General features: G+C 57.7%; 15 protein-coding genes. 1 reads left to right on the plus strand and 14 read right to left on the minus strand.

Going from position 1 to position 18,324, the window contains the following annotated elements; all coding sequences use genetic code 11:
• Positions 1 to 7 precede the first annotated feature (7 nt).
• From rdrB to rpoE, 12 genes are all read right to left on the minus strand, one after another.
• Positions 8 to 2,749 carry an antiviral RADAR system adenosine deaminase RdrB gene (gene rdrB, locus LOY45_RS21035; RefSeq protein WP_258578310.1) on the minus strand — a complete coding sequence of 914 codons (2,742 nt, stop codon included), beginning with the start codon at positions 2,747 to 2,749 and terminating at the stop codon, positions 8 to 10.
• Positions 2,746 to 5,430: an antiviral RADAR system adenosine triphosphatase RdrA gene (gene rdrA, locus LOY45_RS21040; RefSeq protein WP_258578311.1), complete on the minus strand. Its 2,685-nt coding sequence runs from the start codon at positions 5,428 to 5,430 to the stop codon at positions 2,746 to 2,748. Before rdrA ends, rdrB begins: the two co-directional genes overlap by 4 nt.
• A 100-nt stretch (positions 5,431 to 5,530) precedes the next feature.
• Positions 5,531 to 6,256: a pyridoxine 5'-phosphate synthase gene (pdxJ, locus tag LOY45_RS21045; protein WP_420832728.1), complete on the minus strand. Its 726-nt coding sequence runs from the start codon at positions 6,254 to 6,256 to the stop codon at positions 5,531 to 5,533.
• 63 nt (positions 6,257 to 6,319) lie between these two features.
• Positions 6,320 to 7,003: a DNA repair protein RecO gene (gene recO / locus LOY45_RS21050; protein WP_115085574.1), complete on the minus strand. Its 684-nt coding sequence runs from the start codon at positions 7,001 to 7,003 to the stop codon at positions 6,320 to 6,322.
• A gap of 57 nt (positions 7,004 to 7,060) precedes the next feature.
• Positions 7,061 to 7,963: a GTPase Era gene (gene era, locus LOY45_RS21055; RefSeq protein ID WP_115085573.1), complete on the minus strand. Its 903-nt coding sequence runs from the start codon at positions 7,961 to 7,963 to the stop codon at positions 7,061 to 7,063.
• The gene (rnc, locus tag LOY45_RS21060; protein WP_115085572.1) at positions 7,956 to 8,645 is read right to left on the minus strand and encodes a ribonuclease III; all 690 of its coding nucleotides are present in this window, start codon (positions 8,643 to 8,645) and stop codon (positions 7,956 to 7,958) included. The genes era and rnc overlap by 8 nt, the downstream gene beginning before the upstream one ends.
• Positions 8,646 to 8,893: 248 nt before the next feature.
• Positions 8,894 to 9,748: a signal peptidase I gene (lepB, locus tag LOY45_RS21065; protein WP_115085571.1), complete on the minus strand. Its 855-nt coding sequence runs from the start codon at positions 9,746 to 9,748 to the stop codon at positions 8,894 to 8,896.
• 5 nt (positions 9,749 to 9,753) lie between these two features.
• On the minus strand, positions 9,754 to 11,553 hold the full coding sequence (gene lepA, locus LOY45_RS21070; RefSeq protein ID WP_115085570.1) for a translation elongation factor 4: 1,800 nt from the start codon (positions 11,551 to 11,553) through the stop codon (positions 9,754 to 9,756).
• A 225-nt stretch (positions 11,554 to 11,778) separates the two neighbouring features.
• Positions 11,779 to 13,176, minus strand: coding sequence for a DegQ family serine endoprotease (locus LOY45_RS21075; protein WP_258579319.1), 1,398 nt, complete (start codon positions 13,174 to 13,176; stop codon positions 11,779 to 11,781).
• Positions 13,177 to 13,380: 204 nt separating this feature from the next.
• Complete coding sequence (locus tag LOY45_RS21080; RefSeq protein WP_134061517.1) at positions 13,381 to 14,346, minus strand: MucB/RseB C-terminal domain-containing protein; 966 nt, start codon at positions 14,344 to 14,346, stop codon at positions 13,381 to 13,383.
• A gap of 12 nt (positions 14,347 to 14,358) precedes the next feature.
• Positions 14,359 to 14,949 carry an RseA family anti-sigma factor gene (locus LOY45_RS21085; protein WP_115085567.1) on the minus strand — a complete coding sequence of 197 codons (591 nt, stop codon included), beginning with the start codon at positions 14,947 to 14,949 and terminating at the stop codon, positions 14,359 to 14,361.
• 31 nt (positions 14,950 to 14,980) lie between these two features.
• Positions 14,981 to 15,562, minus strand: a complete 582-nt coding sequence (gene rpoE / locus LOY45_RS21090; RefSeq protein ID WP_010220971.1) for an RNA polymerase sigma factor RpoE/AlgU — start codon at positions 15,560 to 15,562, stop codon at positions 14,981 to 14,983.
• Positions 15,563 to 15,994: 432 nt separating this feature from the next.
• On the opposite strand from rpoE, the gene nadB reads away from it, so the two are divergent.
• Entirely contained in the window at positions 15,995 to 17,611 is a 1,617-nt protein-coding gene (gene nadB / locus LOY45_RS21095; RefSeq protein WP_115085566.1) for an L-aspartate oxidase, read from the plus strand.
• On the opposite strand, the gene LOY45_RS21100 is transcribed toward nadB, so the two are convergent.
• Together LOY45_RS21100 and LOY45_RS21105 are read right to left on the minus strand one after the other, a co-directional pair.
• Complete coding sequence (locus tag LOY45_RS21100) at positions 17,580 to 18,032, minus strand: protein YgfX (RefSeq protein ID WP_258578313.1); 453 nt, start codon at positions 18,030 to 18,032, stop codon at positions 17,580 to 17,582. The two genes, nadB and LOY45_RS21100, sit on opposite strands and share 32 nt — an antisense overlap.
• Positions 18,016 to 18,270 carry an FAD assembly factor SdhE gene (locus LOY45_RS21105; RefSeq protein WP_115085564.1) on the minus strand — a complete coding sequence of 85 codons (255 nt, stop codon included), beginning with the start codon at positions 18,268 to 18,270 and terminating at the stop codon, positions 18,016 to 18,018. Before LOY45_RS21105 ends, LOY45_RS21100 begins: the two co-directional genes overlap by 17 nt.
• Positions 18,271 to 18,324: the final 54 nt, after the last annotated feature.

The following is an 18,324-nucleotide window of genomic DNA, read 5'->3' on the forward strand; positions in this document are numbered from 1 at the left end:
ATACACGCTAGAGAACAGAAAAAACTGCTTGATGGTTACGATAAAATTGCTCGACCCCGAATTGGCGTAACCGCTCAAGCCAATCTTCAGCCACGGTTCGTGAGTAACCTAAATCAATTGCAGCCTCTCGCACGAGCTCAAACTCAGTTCGTAATGTGGTCGGCATCACTCCGGGGTCGTCGGTGTTTATCAGTACCCTGATGGGCCCTCTTCGCAGACCATACGGGTTGTGCCTTCCTTCAATTTGTAGCTCACGCTCGTCTGGTGGATTCCAACGGAAGATCGGATGTTCACAGTAAGTTTCCAATCGAGCAATGTAGAGATTAGAAGTAGGATTGACTTCGATGATCAAGCCTTGGCGGTCATACTCATCTAGAAGATAGTCCTGCAAGGCACGCATAAATTCAAGCTCCTCAGGGCTTTCTGTGTCGCGAAACGGCGCGTCCGGATCCAGAGGTATTCGGTCGCCATTATACTGGGCGCTGCTCCGCGCAGCTTCCACAATAGCCATACGTACTGGCCTTGTTCTACCTGCACTGTACTCTGCCTGTCGCAGCATGTAGAAGCACGCAGGCGTCTGCTTCGAGAGCTCAGCGCTATAGGCCTTCAGCACTTGGGCGCATACTAATTGTTCGTAATCAGGCACGCCGATGCGTTGTTCTTCGTCGTATAAAGGAATGGGATAATTTTTTTCAAACTGATGATAGCAATTTCTACGCAATTGCCACGCTTTAAAGAGAATATCTGGAGACGGACCTGCCTGCTCCAGTCCCCTAAAATGAGTAGCAGTGGACTCTTTTCGAATTGGCCCAAGTAAATCAATACTACTAAGTCCACCGCACCAATCAACAAACGGGGCTACTCGCGCAATACGTCGCTCAAGACGACTGATGACCTGACTGGCCAAGTCAACCTTGCCGCTCAATTCGCACGCGTAATGCCACAACCACACCAAGTTATCCAAATGTTCGTCGACAGGCAAGATCATGTCCCCCTGCCGCTCGGCCCATAAACGGGGTTCAATCCCCAGTGCAAGCGCATGACCCAATCGATCGCCGCTGCGCATTGAGCAGAAACGTACGGTCTCGTCGACATGCCGCATACCAGACAGCGGATGTGCGTAGTCCTCTCCCGCGTGAACACTTAAGTGAAATCCAGGCGTGGCACTATCGCCTTTATCGCGCTGAAGTATATAGCTACGTAGCCAGCGAAGTACGGGAGCAAACCACTCGATACGAAGCGCATTTTCATCCCCGGCCACATCCAGCCCGCGCAGCCAAGAGCTGGGTTGGAAATGAAAATTCGGATTATGCAGACCGCCTAGGAACACCTCATCGTCTTGATCTGCACGACTCTGCATCGCGTGAACCATGTCACGTGCTGATTTCCAATGTTTTGGCGCGTTGTACACGGCGGGTAGCCGGCGGCCTTTACTATCGTACTTTTTTTTATCGCCGGAGCGCGAGAAATGCATACAGAAATGCCAACGCTCAATACTCTCCAGATACTTCTGATGCTTAGAGCCAAAGCCTTGATATTGAGGATAACCAAAGGCGCCTTTTTGTTCCGGAAACGGGACACCTTGCGCTTGGGCGACAGCATTGGCCATCTTAGCAAACACCTTGGTTCGAATCTGGCTGGGCGAAACCTTAAACTCCGCAACGTCGCCGGGTGCCGACATCATCCGGGAGATACAATCGATTTGAGCAGTTACGCTTTTAGCAGCTTGACCCAACTCGGGGTGGGCAAAATCCTCGGAAAAGCGGGTCAGGCCCTGACCGTCCATGATCAATTCTTTACGTAACACCATCAACTCGGTGAAGAAGTAGAATACTGCCACACGCACGCTAGTGGGGGCCTGTTCATCACGATAGGTATGCCACAGCCAAAGCACCAGCCACATCCAGGCCTCGGAGGAAGCTAAAGCGTTAGCCAGTTGCGTAAGTAACCATTGGCTATCGATCAACTCGACTGGTCCACGTTTTTCGCGGAAAAACTCCAGATACAAACTTAGCGAACCGGGAAGCTCTATAAGGGTTTCTTCGCAGGCTGAGGCCAACTTCTTCCCTATACCTTTATTCCTGTCTTTTCCTTCGCGCTGTTCTCTATCTAGCAGTATGCATAACAATCGCTGCAGACGAATTAACACTTCCTTATGAGGATTTTCTTTACCTACCGGATTCAGCAGATTGCTCGCTAACACGATTCCATCGAAGGCAATCCCCCCAAGATGTACATGTCCTTCGGCATAGACTTTGTGTTTGACAGCGGGAGGAGCGAAGAACTGCCTTTGCGCCGCGACGATGCGTTTGAAATCAAATGGACGTAGATAGTCCCCGTTGGCTAACCAGCCTGACAGATGCCATCCGGCAATCAAGGTAGGATCAATGTCCACGGCCAACCTTGCATATGCTTGCACTTGGCTGTCGCGATATTGTAGTAAATCTCCGTTACGAACCATCAGACGTTCGAACAACTCATCCATCATCGGTAATCTAGGAGAGTCGAACATATCCTCACCGACCAAACCGGTAAAGGCATGATTCATATCGCCCCGACGAAAACGACGAGCGTGGTTACCGTCGAGGGACGCGACCAAATGCTCCATACGCTGTGCACACCACCTAACATAGTCGTCGGAGGGCAAGGGGCGTATGGAGTTAGTAAGAAACTCCCTAAGTAAACGGGCGTGCTCAGCGCCAGAGAAAATTTCGCCGACCGCCAGTTCGAGAAGCGAGCGCTTTATCATTTCTCATAGTCTTTTGAAGCTAACAATACTGCTACAGCTTGATCGAATCGCTTGCGTAGAGCTGGAGGCACATCACTATTTTCAGTATAGAAGTTTGTTTGAATTTCCAACAACTCATCTTCATTCGAGCACTGCCGACGCAACCCTCTTATTAATTGGTTCACAGTAAAAGCCTTGGCATCAATTTCCAGCACGCTCGACAGCCAATGCCTCACTGCGTCGTCAGGACTAAATGAAACACCCGCGTCACTCAAATCGCTTGCTGGGGCACTGAAGCCATAATCTGCACCAAGCCAATCCCGCAAAGGATGGTCACCTAGATAATAAGTTGCAGATCGAACACTTTCACCAAACACCTTAACAGCTTCAGCTGAAGCAGAAAGAAAATTGGAACCGCCTGTTACAACCCCTCCAAACGAAGCATTCATCCTTGGATAAAATGGCTGTATATTCTGAATATATAAAGCATTGCTTTCAAACCTATCAACAGCCCCAACATTGACAGTAGCTATAATAGGGGGCAAACCAAACAACTTCCCTTTCTCGAAACTACCAAACGCAGCCCAGACACTATTAAATGCTTGACCAGCAATATTCACAGCCTGCTGACGACTGACTACCTCTTGGCCCTTTACATTGAAAAAACCAGCTTGATTCATAACTTTATTGAAAACATTGTACACTAGCCACGGCGAAAGCTCATAAGCACTCAAACCATGAATTCGTCGCCATTCATTAATACTGCCAGCCAGCTCCCTGATTGAGCCATAATACTGCTCAATATCAAACAAACTTCCAAGCTCACCAAGCTCTTCGCGCCCACCCATCATATCTAAATGAACTTTTGTTGCTGCAACCGCCGCGGTTGAGTAAAACGGAGCACGTAACAGCAGCTGCACAATATCATCCACTTCGACATCGCGAACCAAACTGGTTATAACCAGCTCAACAATTCGCCCAACACTGACCATTCTACCTCGACTGGATGTTGAGTAATAGTTAAGGTGCAGAACCAACGCCAGCAGGAGATCCGCTCGAGGATGATCAGTAGCGTCCAACTTTATTGCGGGAAGCAGACGCCCACCGACCTCAGGCACCGGATAAGGTAAGATAGCGGATTCAGGAAGACGCTCTAACCAAGTCTTAGGCAATTTACCTGTAAGTTGGAGACGCCAGCTTGAAATATCTGCACCTCGCTCAAACACTGAAAATTCAGAAGTACGGTGCAATAGAGGTCTAAACAAGGGAGTATCAAACACTTCTCTGGCTGGATCTGGATTATCAAACCAATGCCTCTGGGCGGTCAGAACGAGATAAGCGCCGCCACCTTTTGGCTCATATGTAAAATAGTCTCTTAGTGCAAGATACCAAGAACTTCTTTGCTCGGGTGTAAGCTTAACGCTTACACCCCCATCCGCAACCCGCCCTCGCTCATACTCCTTCAGAAAATCAGAATACGCTTGAGCATATTCACGCTTCTCCAGCTTACTAATTCTTACGTAGCAATCTTCGAATGCTTTAATTGCGGCGCGCGGCACATCAGGCATTTGGGAAAAATGCGCAATATCCCCAACATCACGTTTACCAAGAAAACCTAAAGGAAGCTGAGGAATAAGCAACTTGCAACATTGAATTAACTGCGCAAGCGCTCTTACCGAAGAAATAGGAATTACCAACTGGCTATTTTCCAAACCATTGACGGGACCGGCGAGCAAGGCATACAACCACTCATTGAATGCTCTCAACTGTAGATGACTACTAGACCGCTCGAGACTACGTAAAAAAATATTGGCATCCGCTAAGTAACTCGTCACCTCTGGCATCCGCAACCGATATTGCAGCGGCAGCACCTTGCGCTGGTATTCAATTGCCAGATCTGTGGCGCGTGCGTAGGCATCTGCTCGTCGGTAATTAGAGTCGGTCAAAATTCGCCCATGAAAATCGCGCCAACTTACTTCATTGTAGAGCGCACCATCACCGCTAATTATAGGTAGTACTGTAGGTGTTGTTAGATAGCGTCTTACGATCTCTAAATTTTCAAAAGCCCGACTCAACGACGTATCGATATCGTCAATAGTCAACACCAAAAGATCTTTATCTATAAGCTCTAGCGCAACACTGAAGAAATTATGAACTTCCTCAACCAGTTGTTGGTTACCCATAAAAGCACGTAACTTGTCTAAGCCTTTGGTGTCATCCTGTGACTGCATATTTTCTAACGCACGCCCGAGCTTTTGCAACTGCAGCGCTAACTTCTTACGCGTTACTTCGCTGTATTCCTGTGCCTCACGAACTTTTTCATCCGAAAGCACCGCCGCAACGATAACATTTAGAAACAAGTCATTATGATCTTCCAGCAAGGTAGGATCGACCGGCTTGAGAATATGCACACGTGTTGCGAACTTCTTCTCCATCGCACTCATCTGAAGGTAACTCGGCAAATTTACCAAAACTGAGCTCTTGCCTGTTCCCCGCTGACCATCTAGCAGTACCGCACTGTGTAAGCGACTTGCATCTAACTTAACTTTATTATCCCGAGCGTACACTGCGCGCGCATGCGCATCGCCGATAAAGGTCAGAAGATTATTATAAATTCCATGGGCGAGCAATGTATCCGTTTTAGCCTGATACGCACTTTCAACCTGATCAATTGGAATAAATCTAACGTTCTTATCGCCCATTTGTAAACTTTCCTTAGCAAATTCTAAACAAGGGCGGTTTGCGCTGTCACCGCTTTAATACAAACAAACCTTTCAAACAGCTGGCAAGACCTGCGTTGTCTCAGCGTGTGCTGGCCGCCAGAATCAGCGCCTTCATCTCCGCCACCGCCGACTTGAAGCCAACGAACAGCGCATGGGCCACCAGCGCATGGCCGATGTTCAGTTCGTTGATGCCCTTGATCGCCGCCACCGCTTCAACGTTGTGGTAATGCAGGCCGTGGCCGGCATTGACGATCAGGCCCTGGCCGAGCCCAAAGGCTACGCCGTCGGCCACGCGCTTGAGTTCTTCAGCCACTTCGCTCGGGGTTTGCGCATCGGCATAACGGCCGGTGTGCAACTCGATGGCCGGCGCACCGACACGGCGCGAGGCTTCGATCTGGCGCTCGTCAGCATCGATGAACAAGGACACTTCCGCGCCCAGACGCGACAGGCGCTCAACCGCAGCCTTGATCCGTGCTTCCTGGCCGGCGACGTCCAGGCCGCCTTCGGTGGTCAGCTCCTGACGGGTTTCCGGAACCAGGCAGATGTGCGCCGGGCGAATGCGCTCGGCAAACACCATCATTTCTTCGGTGACGCCCATTTCGAAGTTCATGCGCGTCTGCAACACATCCTTGAGCAGCAGCACGTCACGCTCCTGGATGTGCCGGCGGTCTTCGCGCAAGTGCACGGTAATGCCATCGGCACCGGCTTCTTCGGCGTCCAGCGCGGCTTTGACCGGGTCCGGGTAGCGGGTACCACGCGCCTGGCGCAGGGTCGCCACGTGGTCGATGTTCACGCCGAGCAGCATGCGGTTGCTTTGAGTCACGAAGAGGCTCTCCTGAAGATTGAGCCCCACAGCATACGACGTTGTTCAGCGCTTGCGAAACAGTTCGCGACTGACCAGCGGCCGACCGCCCAGATGCACGGCCAGGGCCTGGCGCATCAGGCGCTTGGCCGCGCTCAGGGCGCCGGGAATTTCCCAGTCGGCATCGGCCATGGCCAACAACTCGGCACCGTTGAACAGCCCCGGCTGCAACAGGTAGACCCGCTCAAGCCCGGCATCGACCTGCAAGCGGTACAGGCCATCGACGGCCAGTGGTTCGCCGTTGACGTCATGGTCGAGGGCAAAGGCGTAACCCAGCTCGTCCAGCAAGCGCCACTCGAACGCCCTTAGCAGCGGCTCCAGCGGACGACCGGCGGCCAGCGCCTGCAAGGTCGCAGCATAGTGCTCGAACACCACCGGATGCGGATCCTCGGCGGGCAGTAGGCGAATCAGCAGCTCGTTGAGGTACAGCCCGCTGAACAGCGCATCGCCATGCAGCCAGGCCGCCACGCCGACGCTGTCCAGACGGCCGACATTTTTCAGCTCGCCGCGGCCGCGAAATTCCACTTCAAGGGGTACGAAGGGACGCACCTGGCTGCCGGCCTTGCCACGGGCACGGCGCATGACCGCGCGCAGGCGCCCTTGCGGGGTGAGGAAATCCACCAGCGCGCTGGTTTCACGGTAGGCCCGGCTGTGCAGCACGTAGGCCGGTTGGCCAACTGGCAGTTCCATGAGCGGCGCTTCAGAAGAGGTTCGACCCGGCAGCGGACGCTACCGGGCCTGGAGCAATCAGAGGTCGCCGTAGCCCAGCGAACGCAGGGCGCGTTCGTCGTCGGACCAGCCACCCTTGACCTTGACCCAGAGGTTGAGCATGACCTTGGCGTCGAACAGTACTTCCATGTCCTTGCGCGCCTCGGAGCCGATGCGTTTGATCCGCTCGCCCTTGTCGCCAATGATGATCTTCTTCTGGCCGTCACGTTCGACCAGGATCAGCGCATGGATGTGCAGGATCTTGCCCTGCTGCTTGAACTCTTCGATCTCGACGGTGATCTGGTACGGCAGCTCCGCGCCGAGCTGACGCATGATCTTCTCGCGTACCAGCTCTGCCGCCAGGAAGCGGCTGCTGCGGTCGGTGATCTGGTCTTCCGGGAAGAAGTGATCGTTTTCCGGCAGGTGCTTGGCGATCAGGCCTTCCAGCGCTTCCAGGTTATGCCCCTGCTGGGCCGAGATCGGCACGATTTCGGCGTTAGGCAGTTGCTCCTGCAGCCACTGCAGGTGCGGGATCAGGTCGGCTTTCTCTTCGATCCGGTCGGTCTTGTTGATCGCCAGGATCACCGGGCCCTGCACGTACTGCACGCGCTCGAGCACCAGCTGGTCTTCGTCGGTCCACTTGGTGCGGTCAACGACGAAGATCACCACATCGACGTCCTTGAGGGCGGCCGAGGCGGTTTTGTTCATGTAGCGGTTGAGCGCCTTTTCGTTGCTCTTGTGCATGCCCGGGGTATCGACGTAGATCGCCTGGACATCACCCTCGGTCTTGATCCCGAGCATGTTGTGGCGGGTAGTCTGCGGCTTGCGCGAGGTGATCGCGAGCTTTTGCCCGAGGATATGGTTGAGCAGGGTCGACTTGCCCACGTTCGGGCGGCCGACAATGGCGACATAGCCGCAGCGGGTAGTGTTGGTATCAGTCATTGCCATTCTCCACGCCCAGGGCGATCAGTGCTGCGGCGGCCGCGACTTGCTCGGCGATACGCCGGCTGACGCCTTGCCCTCGGCTTTTTTCAGTCAAAAGGGTCACTTCGCATTCGACGAAAAACGTCCGGCAATGGGGTTCACCTTGAATATCCACCACTTCGTAGCGCGGCAGTTCGCAGCCCCGTGACTGCAGAAATTCCTGCAGACGGGTTTTCGGGTCCTTGTTGGTATCGACCAGGGTCAGGCTTTCGAATTCGCCCGCCAGCCATGCCAGCACCCGCTCGCGGGCGGTCTGCATGTCCGAATCCAGGTAGATGGCACCAATCAGCGCCTCCAGGGCATCGGCAAGGATCGACTCGCGGCGGAAACCGCCGCTCTTCAGCTCGCCCGAGCCCAGGCGCAGGTATTCGCCCAGGTCAAAGCCTCGGGCCAGTACCGCCAGGGTCTCGCCCTTGACCAGCCGCGCACGCAAGCGCGACAGCTGGCCTTCGCGGGCCTGGGGGAAGCGCTCGAACAGCGCTTCACCGGCGACGAAGTTGAGGATCGCATCGCCGAGGAACTCGAGGCGTTCGTTGTTGCGCCCGGCAAAACTGCGGTGCGTCAGGGCCAGCAGCATCAGCTCCTGGTTCTTGAAGGTATAACCGAGCTGGCGCTCGAGGCGGCTCAAGGAAACGCTCACAGTGTACCCACGCGCAGTTCGTGGTCGAAATTCAGCCCGCACGCCTGGGCGCGAGGCTCACACTTTGCAACTCGGTACGCCGCCATCGGGGCTACCGTCGGATTTAACGCGTTGTTCAAATCAACATCCTGAAAGACTGTTTGGCTCATGCTCGCTGGCCGGGGTGATCGGTTGAATCCAGGGATCCCTGAACACAGCCTATGCCAGAAACGCATTCGGCGCTGTCCCAGGACAGCGCCGTTGTGGTGTTACTTGATCAACCCGACCCGCGACAGGTTCGGGAAGTGGCTCAGTTTAGGCTCTGGCCAGCTCATCCAGACCGCGAAGGCCTTGCCGACGATGTTCTTGTCCGGAACCATGCCGTGCAGTTCCTTGGGAATGTTGGGATCATCCCAGTAACGGCTGTCGTTCGAGTTGTCGCGGTTGTCGCCCATCATGAAGTAATGGCCGGCAGGGACTGTCCATTGCTGGTCAGGCGGCATGCGGTAACGGCTCATTTCCTTGCGGATCAGGTGCTCGGCTTCGCCCAGTTTTTCCTTGTACAGCTCGGCGCTGCCCAGGGTGCCCGGCTCGGTACCGACCAATTGCTCGGCAATCGCCTGACCGTTGACGGTCAGCTTCTTGTCGCTGGTGTAACGAATCTGATCGCCCGGCAGGCCAACCACACGCTTGATGTAGTTGACGTTCGGGTCGCTCGGGTAGCGGAACACCATGACATCGCCACGCTGCGGGTCACCGACCTCGATGACCTTCTTGTCGATCACCGGCAGACGAATCCCGTAGGAGAATTTGTTCACCAGGATGAAATCGCCCACTTCCAGGGTCGGCTTCATCGACCCCGAAGGGATCTGGAACGGCTCGACCAGGAACGACCGCAGCACCAGGACAATGAACAGCACCGGGAAGAACGATTTACCGTACTCGACCAGCAACGGTTCCTTGTTCAGGCGCTCGACCACTGCCATCTCTGGCTGGCTGACGCTGCCCTGATAGTTGACGATTGCCGAACGCCGGCGCGGGGCCAGGAACAGCAGATCGACCAGGGCCAACAGACCGCAGACGGCGACGGCGATGACAAGCAACAGCGGGAAATTTAGCGACATAGGACCTAACTATCCAACCTGAGCACGGCGAGGAAGGCTTCTTGTGGGATTTCCACGTTGCCGACCTGTTTCATGCGTTTCTTACCGGCCTTCTGCTTCTCCAACAGCTTGCGCTTACGGCTAACGTCACCACCGTAGCATTTGGCCAGTACGTTCTTTCTGAGCGCCTTGACAGTGGTACGCGCAACAATCTGCCCGCCAATGGCGGCCTGGATTGCCACATCGAACATCTGCCGAGGAATCAGTTCCTTCATCTTCTCGGTCAATGCGCGGCCCTTGTAGTGCGCATTGTCGCGGTGCACGATCAGCGCCAGGGCATCGACCTTGTCACCGTTGATCAGTACGTCAAGCTTGACCAGGTTAGCCGACTGGTAGCGGTCGAAATGGTAGTCCAGCGAGGCGTAGCCACGGCTGGTGGACTTCAGGCGGTCGAAGAAGTCCAGTACCACTTCGTTCATCGGCAGATCGTAGCGTACTTGCACCTGCGAACCGAGGAACTGCATGTCGCGCTGCACGCCACGCTTCTCGATGCACAGGGTAATGACGTTACCCAGGTGCTCCTGAGGCACCAGGATGGTGGCCGAAACGATCGGCTCACGGAAGTCTTCGACCGCGGACACATCCGGCAGCTTCGACGGGTTGTCGACGTAGATGGTTTCGCCGGTCTTGAGCTTGACCTCGAAGATTACGCTTGGCGCGGTGGTGATCAGGTCCAGGTCGTATTCGCGCTCGAGGCGCTCCTGGATGATCTCCATGTGCAGCATGCCGAGGAAGCCGCAACGGAAGCCGAAGCCCAGGGCGTCGGAGCTTTCCGGCAGGTACTGCAGCGACGAATCGTTCAGGGTCAGTTTTTGCAGAGCGTCACGAAAATCTTCGAAATCTTCGGAACTGACAGGGAACAGGCCGGCATAAACCTGCGGCTGAATGCGTTTGAAACCTGGCAGCACCTCGACCTCGGGGGTCGTGCTCAGGGTCAGGGTATCGCCCACTGGCGCACCGTGAATGTCCTTGATGCTGGCGATGATGAAGCCTACTTCACCGGCTTTGAGGTCAGCGGTCTGGGTGTGCTTGGGGTTGAACACACCGACGCTGTCGACCAGGTGGATCTTGCCGGTGGACTTGACCAGGATCTTGTCGCCCTTCTTCACCCGGCCGTGACGTACACGCACCAGGGAGACGACGCCCAGGTAGTTGTCGAACCAGGAGTCGATGATCAGCGCCTGCAGGGGCGCCTCGATGTCACCGGTAGGCGCAGGAATGGTTTGCACCAGGCGCTCGAGCACCTCGTCCACGCCCATGCCGCTCTTGGCGCTGCAGGCCACGGCGTCGGTGGCGTCGATGCCGATGATCTTCTCGATCTCGTCCTTGACCTTGTCCGGGTCGGCCTGGGGCAGGTCCATCTTGTTCAGCACCGGCATGACCTCAAGGCCCTGCTCGATGGCGGTGTAGCAGTTGGCAACCGACTGGGCTTCTACGCCCTGGCCGGCATCGACCACCAGCAAGGCACCTTCACAGGCCGCCAGCGAGCGGCTGACTTCGTAGGTGAAGTCGACGTGGCCGGGGGTGTCGATGAAGTTCAGCTGGTAGGTTTTGCCGTCCTGCGCGGTGTAGTACAGGGTGACGCTGTGGGCTTTGATGGTGATACCGCGTTCACGCTCCAGGTCCATGGAATCGAGTACCTGGGCTTCCATTTCACGCGCAGTCAGGCCACCGCACATCTGAATGAAGCGGTCGGCCAAGGTCGACTTGCCATGGTCAATGTGGGCGATGATGGAGAAATTGCGGATATGACTCAAATCACTCACGGGTCAACACTCAAAAAGGCTGCGGGCCGAACGCCCACCGAAAAATAGCCGGGAATTGTACCTGAAGCTTGACGTTGGCGTCACGTGAACTGTGGGCAAGGGAACCGTAGGAATTGTTTCCAGGTCGGGACGCCGCCCCGCCGCTCCCACAGCCTGCCTGCAAGGGCCTGGGGCAGCACCCAGAAAAAAGGGCAGCCGAGGCTGCCCTTTTCTGCTCAACCCGGCTTATTCCGCCAGTTTGAAGGTGATGAAGCTGGCGCGCCCCTGACGCAGGACGCGCATGGACACCGAACGGTTCTTCGGCAGCTCCTTGGCGATTTCGGTGAACTGCTTGGCCGAGAGGATCGCCTGGTTGTTCAGGTGGCTGATGACATCACCCGGACGCAGCCCGATCAGCGCGGCCGGACCTTCCTGGACTTCCTTGATGACTACGCCGCCCTTGAGCTCAAGGGCCTTTTTCTGGTCGGCGGTCAGGTCGGACACCGACACGCCCAGGCGGTTGCTGCTGCGCTCGACACCGCCGTTGGCGTTGGTGGTGATCTCGGCGTCGTCATCCGGCAGTGCGCCGATGGTGATGTCCAGCGATTGACGCTTGCCATTGCGGATGATGTCCAGCTTGGCCTTGGCGCCGTCCTTGAGGCCACCGACCAGGTGCGGCAGGTCGGCAGACATGACGATCGGCTGACCGTTCATGCTCAGGATCACGTCACCGACCTGCAGGCCACCCTTGGCCGCCGGGCCGTCTTCCAGCACCTGGGCGACCAGGGCTCCGGCCGGCTTGTCGAGACCGAAGGATTCAGCCAGGTCCTTGTTGACCTCCTGGATCACCACGCCCAGCCAGCCACGGCTGACCTTGCCGTCTTTCTTCAGCTGGTTGGAGACATCCAGCGCCACGTCGATCGGGATGGCGAACGACAGGCCCATGAAGCCGCCGGAACGGGTGAAGATCTGCGAGTTGATCCCCACTACTTCACCGTTCATGTTGAACAACGGGCCACCGGAGTTACCCGGGTTGATCGCCACGTCGGTCTGGATGAACGGCACGTAGGTGTCGTTGGGCAGGGTGCGACCCTTGGCACTGACGATGCCTTTGGTCACCGAATGGTCGAAACCGAACGGCGAACCGATGGCCAGCACCCACTCACCGACCTTGAGCTTCTCGGAGTCACCCAGTTTGACGGTCGGCAGGTCCTTGCCTTCGACCTTGAGCAGGGCCACGTCGGTGCGCGGATCGGTGCCGACCAGCTTGGCCTGCAGCTCGCTGCGGTCCGACAGGCGGACGATGATCTCGTCGGCATCGGCGACCACGTGGTTGTTGGTCAGCACATAACCGTCGCTGGAGATGATGAAGCCCGAACCCAGCGATTGCGCTTCACGCTGACGGTCACCGCGCGGCGAACGCGGGGCCTGTGGCATGTTGCGTTCGAAGAACTCGCGGAACATCGGCGGCAGGCCTTCGAGGTCTGGCACCTGCCCCGCCGCATACTTGCGGTCGGGCAGTTTCTGCTTGGTACTGATGTTGACCACCGCAGGCGATGCCTGCTCGACCAGGGTGGTGAAGTCCGGCAGGGCTTCGGCCTGGGCGGTGAGCACCTGGCCGAGCATGAACACGGCGGCGACCATCGATAAGTAGGTTTTCAAGCGTGGTATTGACATACGGCTCCCGTCACAACGAGCGTGGTTAGCAGTAGGGACCTGCAGAAGCAGGAAAGGCCAGCCCCCGAAAGGACTGACCTATAGAAAAATTCTGGAGTTTTTGCAAACTGCAAAGCTTGCCAATCATGTCAGCCAAGCAATCCTCGACCTGTCAGCCTCATTGCCTGCGCCTCATTTTTTCACCTGGGCATCCTGGACGCGCATGGACAGCGCGATGCGTTCGGCAGTACCGATAGGGATCTCGCCAACCACGGTGACCATCATTTCACCCTTGGGCGTGGTCAACCGGCGGGAGACCGCTACGGTCGGGCCCAGTTGCGTGCGGATATCGGCAGCAGTGCCTTTATCCAGGGCTTCGACGAATACCGAGAAGCGTGCCAGGCCGTCGTCGTACATCAGGCTGCTGACCGCGTTCTTGCTTTGCGGATCCTTGCGCACCGAACTGTTGATCAGTTCAAAGCCCGGAGGCAACCAGTCCGAACGCCAGCCGGTGACAGGCTGGGCAGCTTGCGCACTCAGTTGAGCGAGCGGCTTGCAGATACCGCTGGCCTTGAGTTCATCGTCTGTTGGCGCGTCACGGGTATCCAGGCGGGTGAACTGGAAGCGCTCCAGCAACCGCCCTCCGTCATCGAGCATCAACGACTTGAGCGGCAGCCCGGTCTGGCGATCCAGGTGCAGCTCGAAGGCATAACGGTGTTGATCACGCGGGGTAAGGGTGACGATGACCGCTTCACGGTCTGCCACCCTGGACTTGCCGGCGACCCCGAGGTCGTACCAGCTCATCAGCTTCAAGGGGTCAAGCACTCGCGCCGCCGCTTCCGGGGTATTGGCCACACCTGCCACCAGGGACCCGCTTACGCACTGGGTATGACCATCGACACGCACGACTTCCTGGGCCGAGCCATCGAGCTGCAACAGCCGCTCGCTGACCTTGCCGTCCTGGACACGATGCCAGATATCGTGGGTGGAGAAGCTACCGTTACGCTCGTAAACGAAAGTACCCTGATAACTCTGCTGTTGCTCGGCCTGGGCCAGACGTTTGAGCCAGTCACCTGCCTCCGGAGAGGAGTTGGCGGCAAGGGCCGGCAGCGTCAACCAGCCACCAAGCAGCAGCGGTATGAGAGGTAGCGCGCGCATGATCCTCCTTACTTAGCGATTTTCCAGGCTGGCTGCACGTGCGTACGGCAGAGCGCTCTCGGTACCCTTGAGGGCTGCTTCCTGAGCATGCTGACGCAGGTAGCCAGGCAGACGCTGGTCATGCCAGCCGGTTTGCCCTTGCAGCACGCCATTGGCCATCGGGCCTGGCTGATCTGCACTTTCACTATAGCCTGCCAGTACGGCCGGCCCTTGCGCTTGTGGCAGGCTCAGGCCTTGCTGGGCCGGCTGCTGGGCCGCCAGCTGGGCACCGCTGATTTCATCCTGGTTGTACAGGCGTACACCGGCCAGTACCGCGACAGTCACCGAAGCGGCGACGGCCAGGCGGCCCAGGCTGCGCCATGGGCCACGAGAGGCCTTGGCGGGAGCGGCTTCATCGGCCAGCGCGGCGGATACGGCCGAAGCGATATCCAGCCGTGGCAGTACCAGCTCCTTGTGCATGGCTGCACGGGCAACCTGGTAACGCGACCAGGTGGCACGGGTTTCGGGATCATCGACGGCATTCAATACCCGACGCAATTCCAGTTCGTCCGCTTCGTTATCCATCACCGCGGACAGCGATTCCTGCAAAGCTTCACGACTCATGGCGGTTCCTCTCTTGGCTGTCGCCGCTGTCTCAGGTTTCCTGCAACAACGGCTGCAGGGCTTTGTCTATGGCCTCCCGAGCGCGGAAGATTCGAGAGCGCACGGTACCCACTGGACACTGCATGACGCTTGCAATGTCCTCGTAACTCAGACCATCGAATTCACGTAAAGTTAACGCCGTACGTAAATCTTCTGGCAGTTGCTGAATGGTCCGATGGACGGTGCCTTCGATCTCATCTCGCAACAACGCGCGCTCGGGGGACTCCAGATCCTTGAGGCCATGATCGCCGTCGTAAAATTCCGCATCCTCGGAACTTACATCGCTGTCCGGTGGCCGCCGACCGCGGGACACCAGATAGTTTTTTGCCGTGTTGATGGCAATGCGGTACAGCCAGGTATAAAAGGCGCTGTCACCACGAAAATTACCAAGCGCCCGGTAAGCTTTGATGAAAGCTTCCTGCGCTACATCCTGGGCTTCATGGGTGTCGTGTACAAAACGCACGATCAACCCGAGAATCTTGTGCTGATACTTCAGCACCAACAGATCGAACGCTCGCCTGTCGCCACGCTGCACGCGCTCGACAAGCTGCTGATCCTCTTCCTGGGTTAGCATGAACACTCCTCAGTGAACTCGAAGGAGCGTTGCAACAGCCATCGTTCAGGCTTGCAACCATAGACTCGGGCTTTTCGCAAAAGTTCTCCCCTCCAAGCAAGTTTCCTGCGGCCCTTGGTCGGCTCGCACGAAAAACGCAGCGCGGTCACGGCCGGCTGCGTCGATAATCGGGTCTCGAATACGCAGACAGTGCCTTCAAGGGGCGCCTGCCGTGCGTCGCCGCGGCATTGTGGCGTGCGGGCATCCTTCTATGGATATCCGTGCACCACGGAAAGTTCCCACAAAAGGCTGCCTGGACTGCGCAAGCGCCATTGGAAATCAGGGCCTTGGGGCTGCTATAAAGGCAGCCGGTCCAGATTCACGATAGTTTCACAATGCCATAAGCGCCTGACTATTGTGCCGATCCCCCCCTTCAGATACTAGTGTCCTGACATGAGCCAACAATTCCAACATGATGTTCTCGTGATCGGCAGCGGCGCCGCCGGCCTCAGCCTGGCCCTGACCCTCCCCGGTCACCTGCGCATCGCCGTGCTCAGCAAGGGCGACCTCGCCAATGGCTCGACCTTCTGGGCCCAGGGTGGCGTGGCCGCGGTGCTGGACGACACCGACACGGTGCAATCCCACGTCGAAGACACCCTCAATGCCGGCGGCGGCCTGTGCCATGAAGACGCCGTGCGCTTCACCGTTGAGCATAGCCGCGAAGCGATTCAGTGGCTGATCGACCAGGGCGTGCCGTTTACCCGTGACGAACACGCCGGCGACGAAGACAGCGGCTTTGAATTCCACCTGACCCGTGAAGGCGGCCACAGCCATCGGCGCATCATCCACGCCGCCGATGCCACGGGGGCGGCGATCTTCACCACCCTGCTGGCACAAGCGCGCCTGCGCCCGAACATCGAGCTGCTGGAGCAGCGGGTGGCAGTCGACCTGATCACCGAGCGGCGCCTGGGCCAGGACGGCGATCGCTGCCTGGGGGCCTATGTCCTGGACCGCAATACCGGAGAGGTCGACACCTTCGGCGCCCGCTTCACCGTGCTGGCTACCGGCGGCGCGGCCAAGGTCTACCTGTACACCAGCAACCCCGACGGCGCCTGCGGCGATGGCATCGCCATGGCCTGGCGTGCCGGTTGCCGGGTGGCCAACCTTGAGTTCAACCAGTTCCACCCGACCTGCCTGTACCACCCGCAGGCCAAGAGCTTCTTGATTACCGAAGCCCTGCGTGGCGAGGGTGGCTTGCTCAAGCTGCCCAATGGCGAGCGTTTCATGCCGCGCTTCGACCCGCGTGAAGAACTGGCCCCGCGCGACATCGTTGCCCGCGCCATCGACCATGAAATGAAACGCCTGGGGGTGGACTGCGTCTACCTGGACATCAGCCACAAGCCGGCCGAGTTCGTCAAAAGCCACTTCCCGACCGTTTATGAACGCTGCCTGACCTTTGGCATCGATATCACCCGCCAGCCGATCCCGGTCGTGCCGGCCGCCCATTACACCTGCGGCGGGGTGATGGTCGACGAACAGGGCCTGACCGACGTACCGAGCCTGTACGCCATCGGCGAAACCAGCTTCACCGGCCTGCACGGCGCCAATCGCATGGCCAGCAATTCGCTGCTCGAATGCTTCGTTTACGGGCGTTCGGCCGCCAACGACATCGTCGCCCGCCTGGATCAGGTCGAAATGCCCCAGGCGCTGCCATGCTGGGATGCCAGCCAGGTCACCGATTCGGACGAAGACGTGATCATCGCGCACAACTGGGACGAACTGCGGCGCTTCATGTGGGACTACGTGGGGATCGTGCGCACCAACAAGCGCCTGCAGCGTGCCGAGCATCGGGTACGCCTGCTGCTCGACGAAATCGACGAGTTCTACAGCAACTACAAGGTCAGCCGCGACCTGATCGAATTGCGCAATCTGGCCCAGGTTGCCGAATTGATGATCCGCTCGGCCATGCAGCGCAAGGAAAGCCGCGGCCTGCACTACACCCTGGATTACCCGGGCATGCTCAGCGAGGCCCGCGACACTATCCTGCAGCCGCCCACCTACGCCGACTGAACTTCAGACGCAAGCGCAGGCGCCGGTGCTGCACCGGCTCCAGCGCGTCGAACGCTATGCACTGACCCTCACTGAAACGCCGCCCGGCCCTGCGAAAGCGCAGTACCACCCATCCGGGCAAGGCCAGGCTGTCGGGCTTGAGCTGCACCGCCTGCCAGCCCTGGGCGCGGCTGAACAACTGCCAGCCGTGGGCATCGCGGCGCAGTGCGGTAATGGCGTTGGGATCGGTCAGCAAAATGCGCCGGGGGATGATCCAGGCGCCGTGCGGCAGGCACAAGGCGATGGCCGCCAGGCGTAACCACAAGGGAACCTGTAGCAGGCTCAGTGCCAACAAGGCCAGCAGCAGGCTGACGAGGTACGCCGCCAGCAGGGCCCTTGAGCCCTGCCAGCGACATTCGAAGCGGTCACTTGGGCTGGACACGGTCCAGGATGATGCGAACCATGCGTTGCAGCTCCGGGTCTTCGGACTCGTTGCGTTCCATGAACCAGCCGAACATGTCCTGGTCTTCGCAGCCGAGCAAACGCCAGTACAGCTGTCGATCTTCCGGGCTCAGGGTTGGAAAAACGTCCTGGCTGAAAGGAACCAGCAACACGTCCAGCTCGAGCATGCCGCGGCGGCTGTGCCAAAAGAGCTTGTTGAGTTCAATTTGTTCGACCATGAAGCCCTCCAAAAATAGGCCGCCAGTATACAGAGCCAGCAGCCGAGGGACACG

The sequence above is a fragment of the Pseudomonas wadenswilerensis genome, assembly GCF_024749185.1.
GTDB lineage: Bacteria > Pseudomonadota > Gammaproteobacteria > Pseudomonadales > Pseudomonadaceae > Aquipseudomonas > Aquipseudomonas wadenswilerensis.

Bases quoted from the DNA above. Each gene is read 5' to 3' on its own strand.
- rdrB (WP_258578310.1), bottom strand. From the start codon at position 2,749: ATGATAAAGCGCTCGCTTCTCGAACTGGCGGTCGGCGAAATTTTCTCT.
- rdrA (WP_258578311.1), bottom strand. From the start codon at position 5,430: ATGGGCGATAAGAACGTTAGATTTATTCCAATTGATCAGGTTGAAAGT.
- pdxJ (WP_420832728.1), bottom strand. From the start codon at position 6,256: ATGCTGCTCGGCGTGAACATCGACCACGTGGCGACCCTGCGCCAGGCG.
- recO (WP_115085574.1), bottom strand. From the start codon at position 7,003: ATGGAACTGCCAGTTGGCCAACCGGCCTACGTGCTGCACAGCCGGGCC.
- era (WP_115085573.1), bottom strand. From the start codon at position 7,963: ATGACTGATACCAACACTACCCGCTGCGGCTATGTCGCCATTGTCGGC.
- lepB (WP_115085571.1), bottom strand. From the start codon at position 9,748: ATGTCGCTAAATTTCCCGCTGTTGCTTGTCATCGCCGTCGCCGTCTGC.
- LOY45_RS21075 (WP_258579319.1), bottom strand. From the start codon at position 13,176: ATGGTCGCCGCCGTGTTCATGCTCGGCCAGGTGCTCACCGCCCAGGCC.
- LOY45_RS21080 (WP_134061517.1), bottom strand. From the start codon at position 14,346: ATGCGCGCGCTACCTCTCATACCGCTGCTGCTTGGTGGCTGGTTGACG.
- LOY45_RS21085 (WP_115085567.1), bottom strand. From the start codon at position 14,949: ATGAGTCGTGAAGCTTTGCAGGAATCGCTGTCCGCGGTGATGGATAAC.
- rpoE (WP_010220971.1), bottom strand. From the start codon at position 15,562: ATGCTAACCCAGGAAGAGGATCAGCAGCTTGTCGAGCGCGTGCAGCGT.
- nadB (WP_115085566.1), top strand. From the start codon at position 15,995: ATGAGCCAACAATTCCAACATGATGTTCTCGTGATCGGCAGCGGCGCC.
- LOY45_RS21105 (WP_115085564.1), bottom strand. From the start codon at position 18,270: ATGGTCGAACAAATTGAACTCAACAAGCTCTTTTGGCACAGCCGCCGC.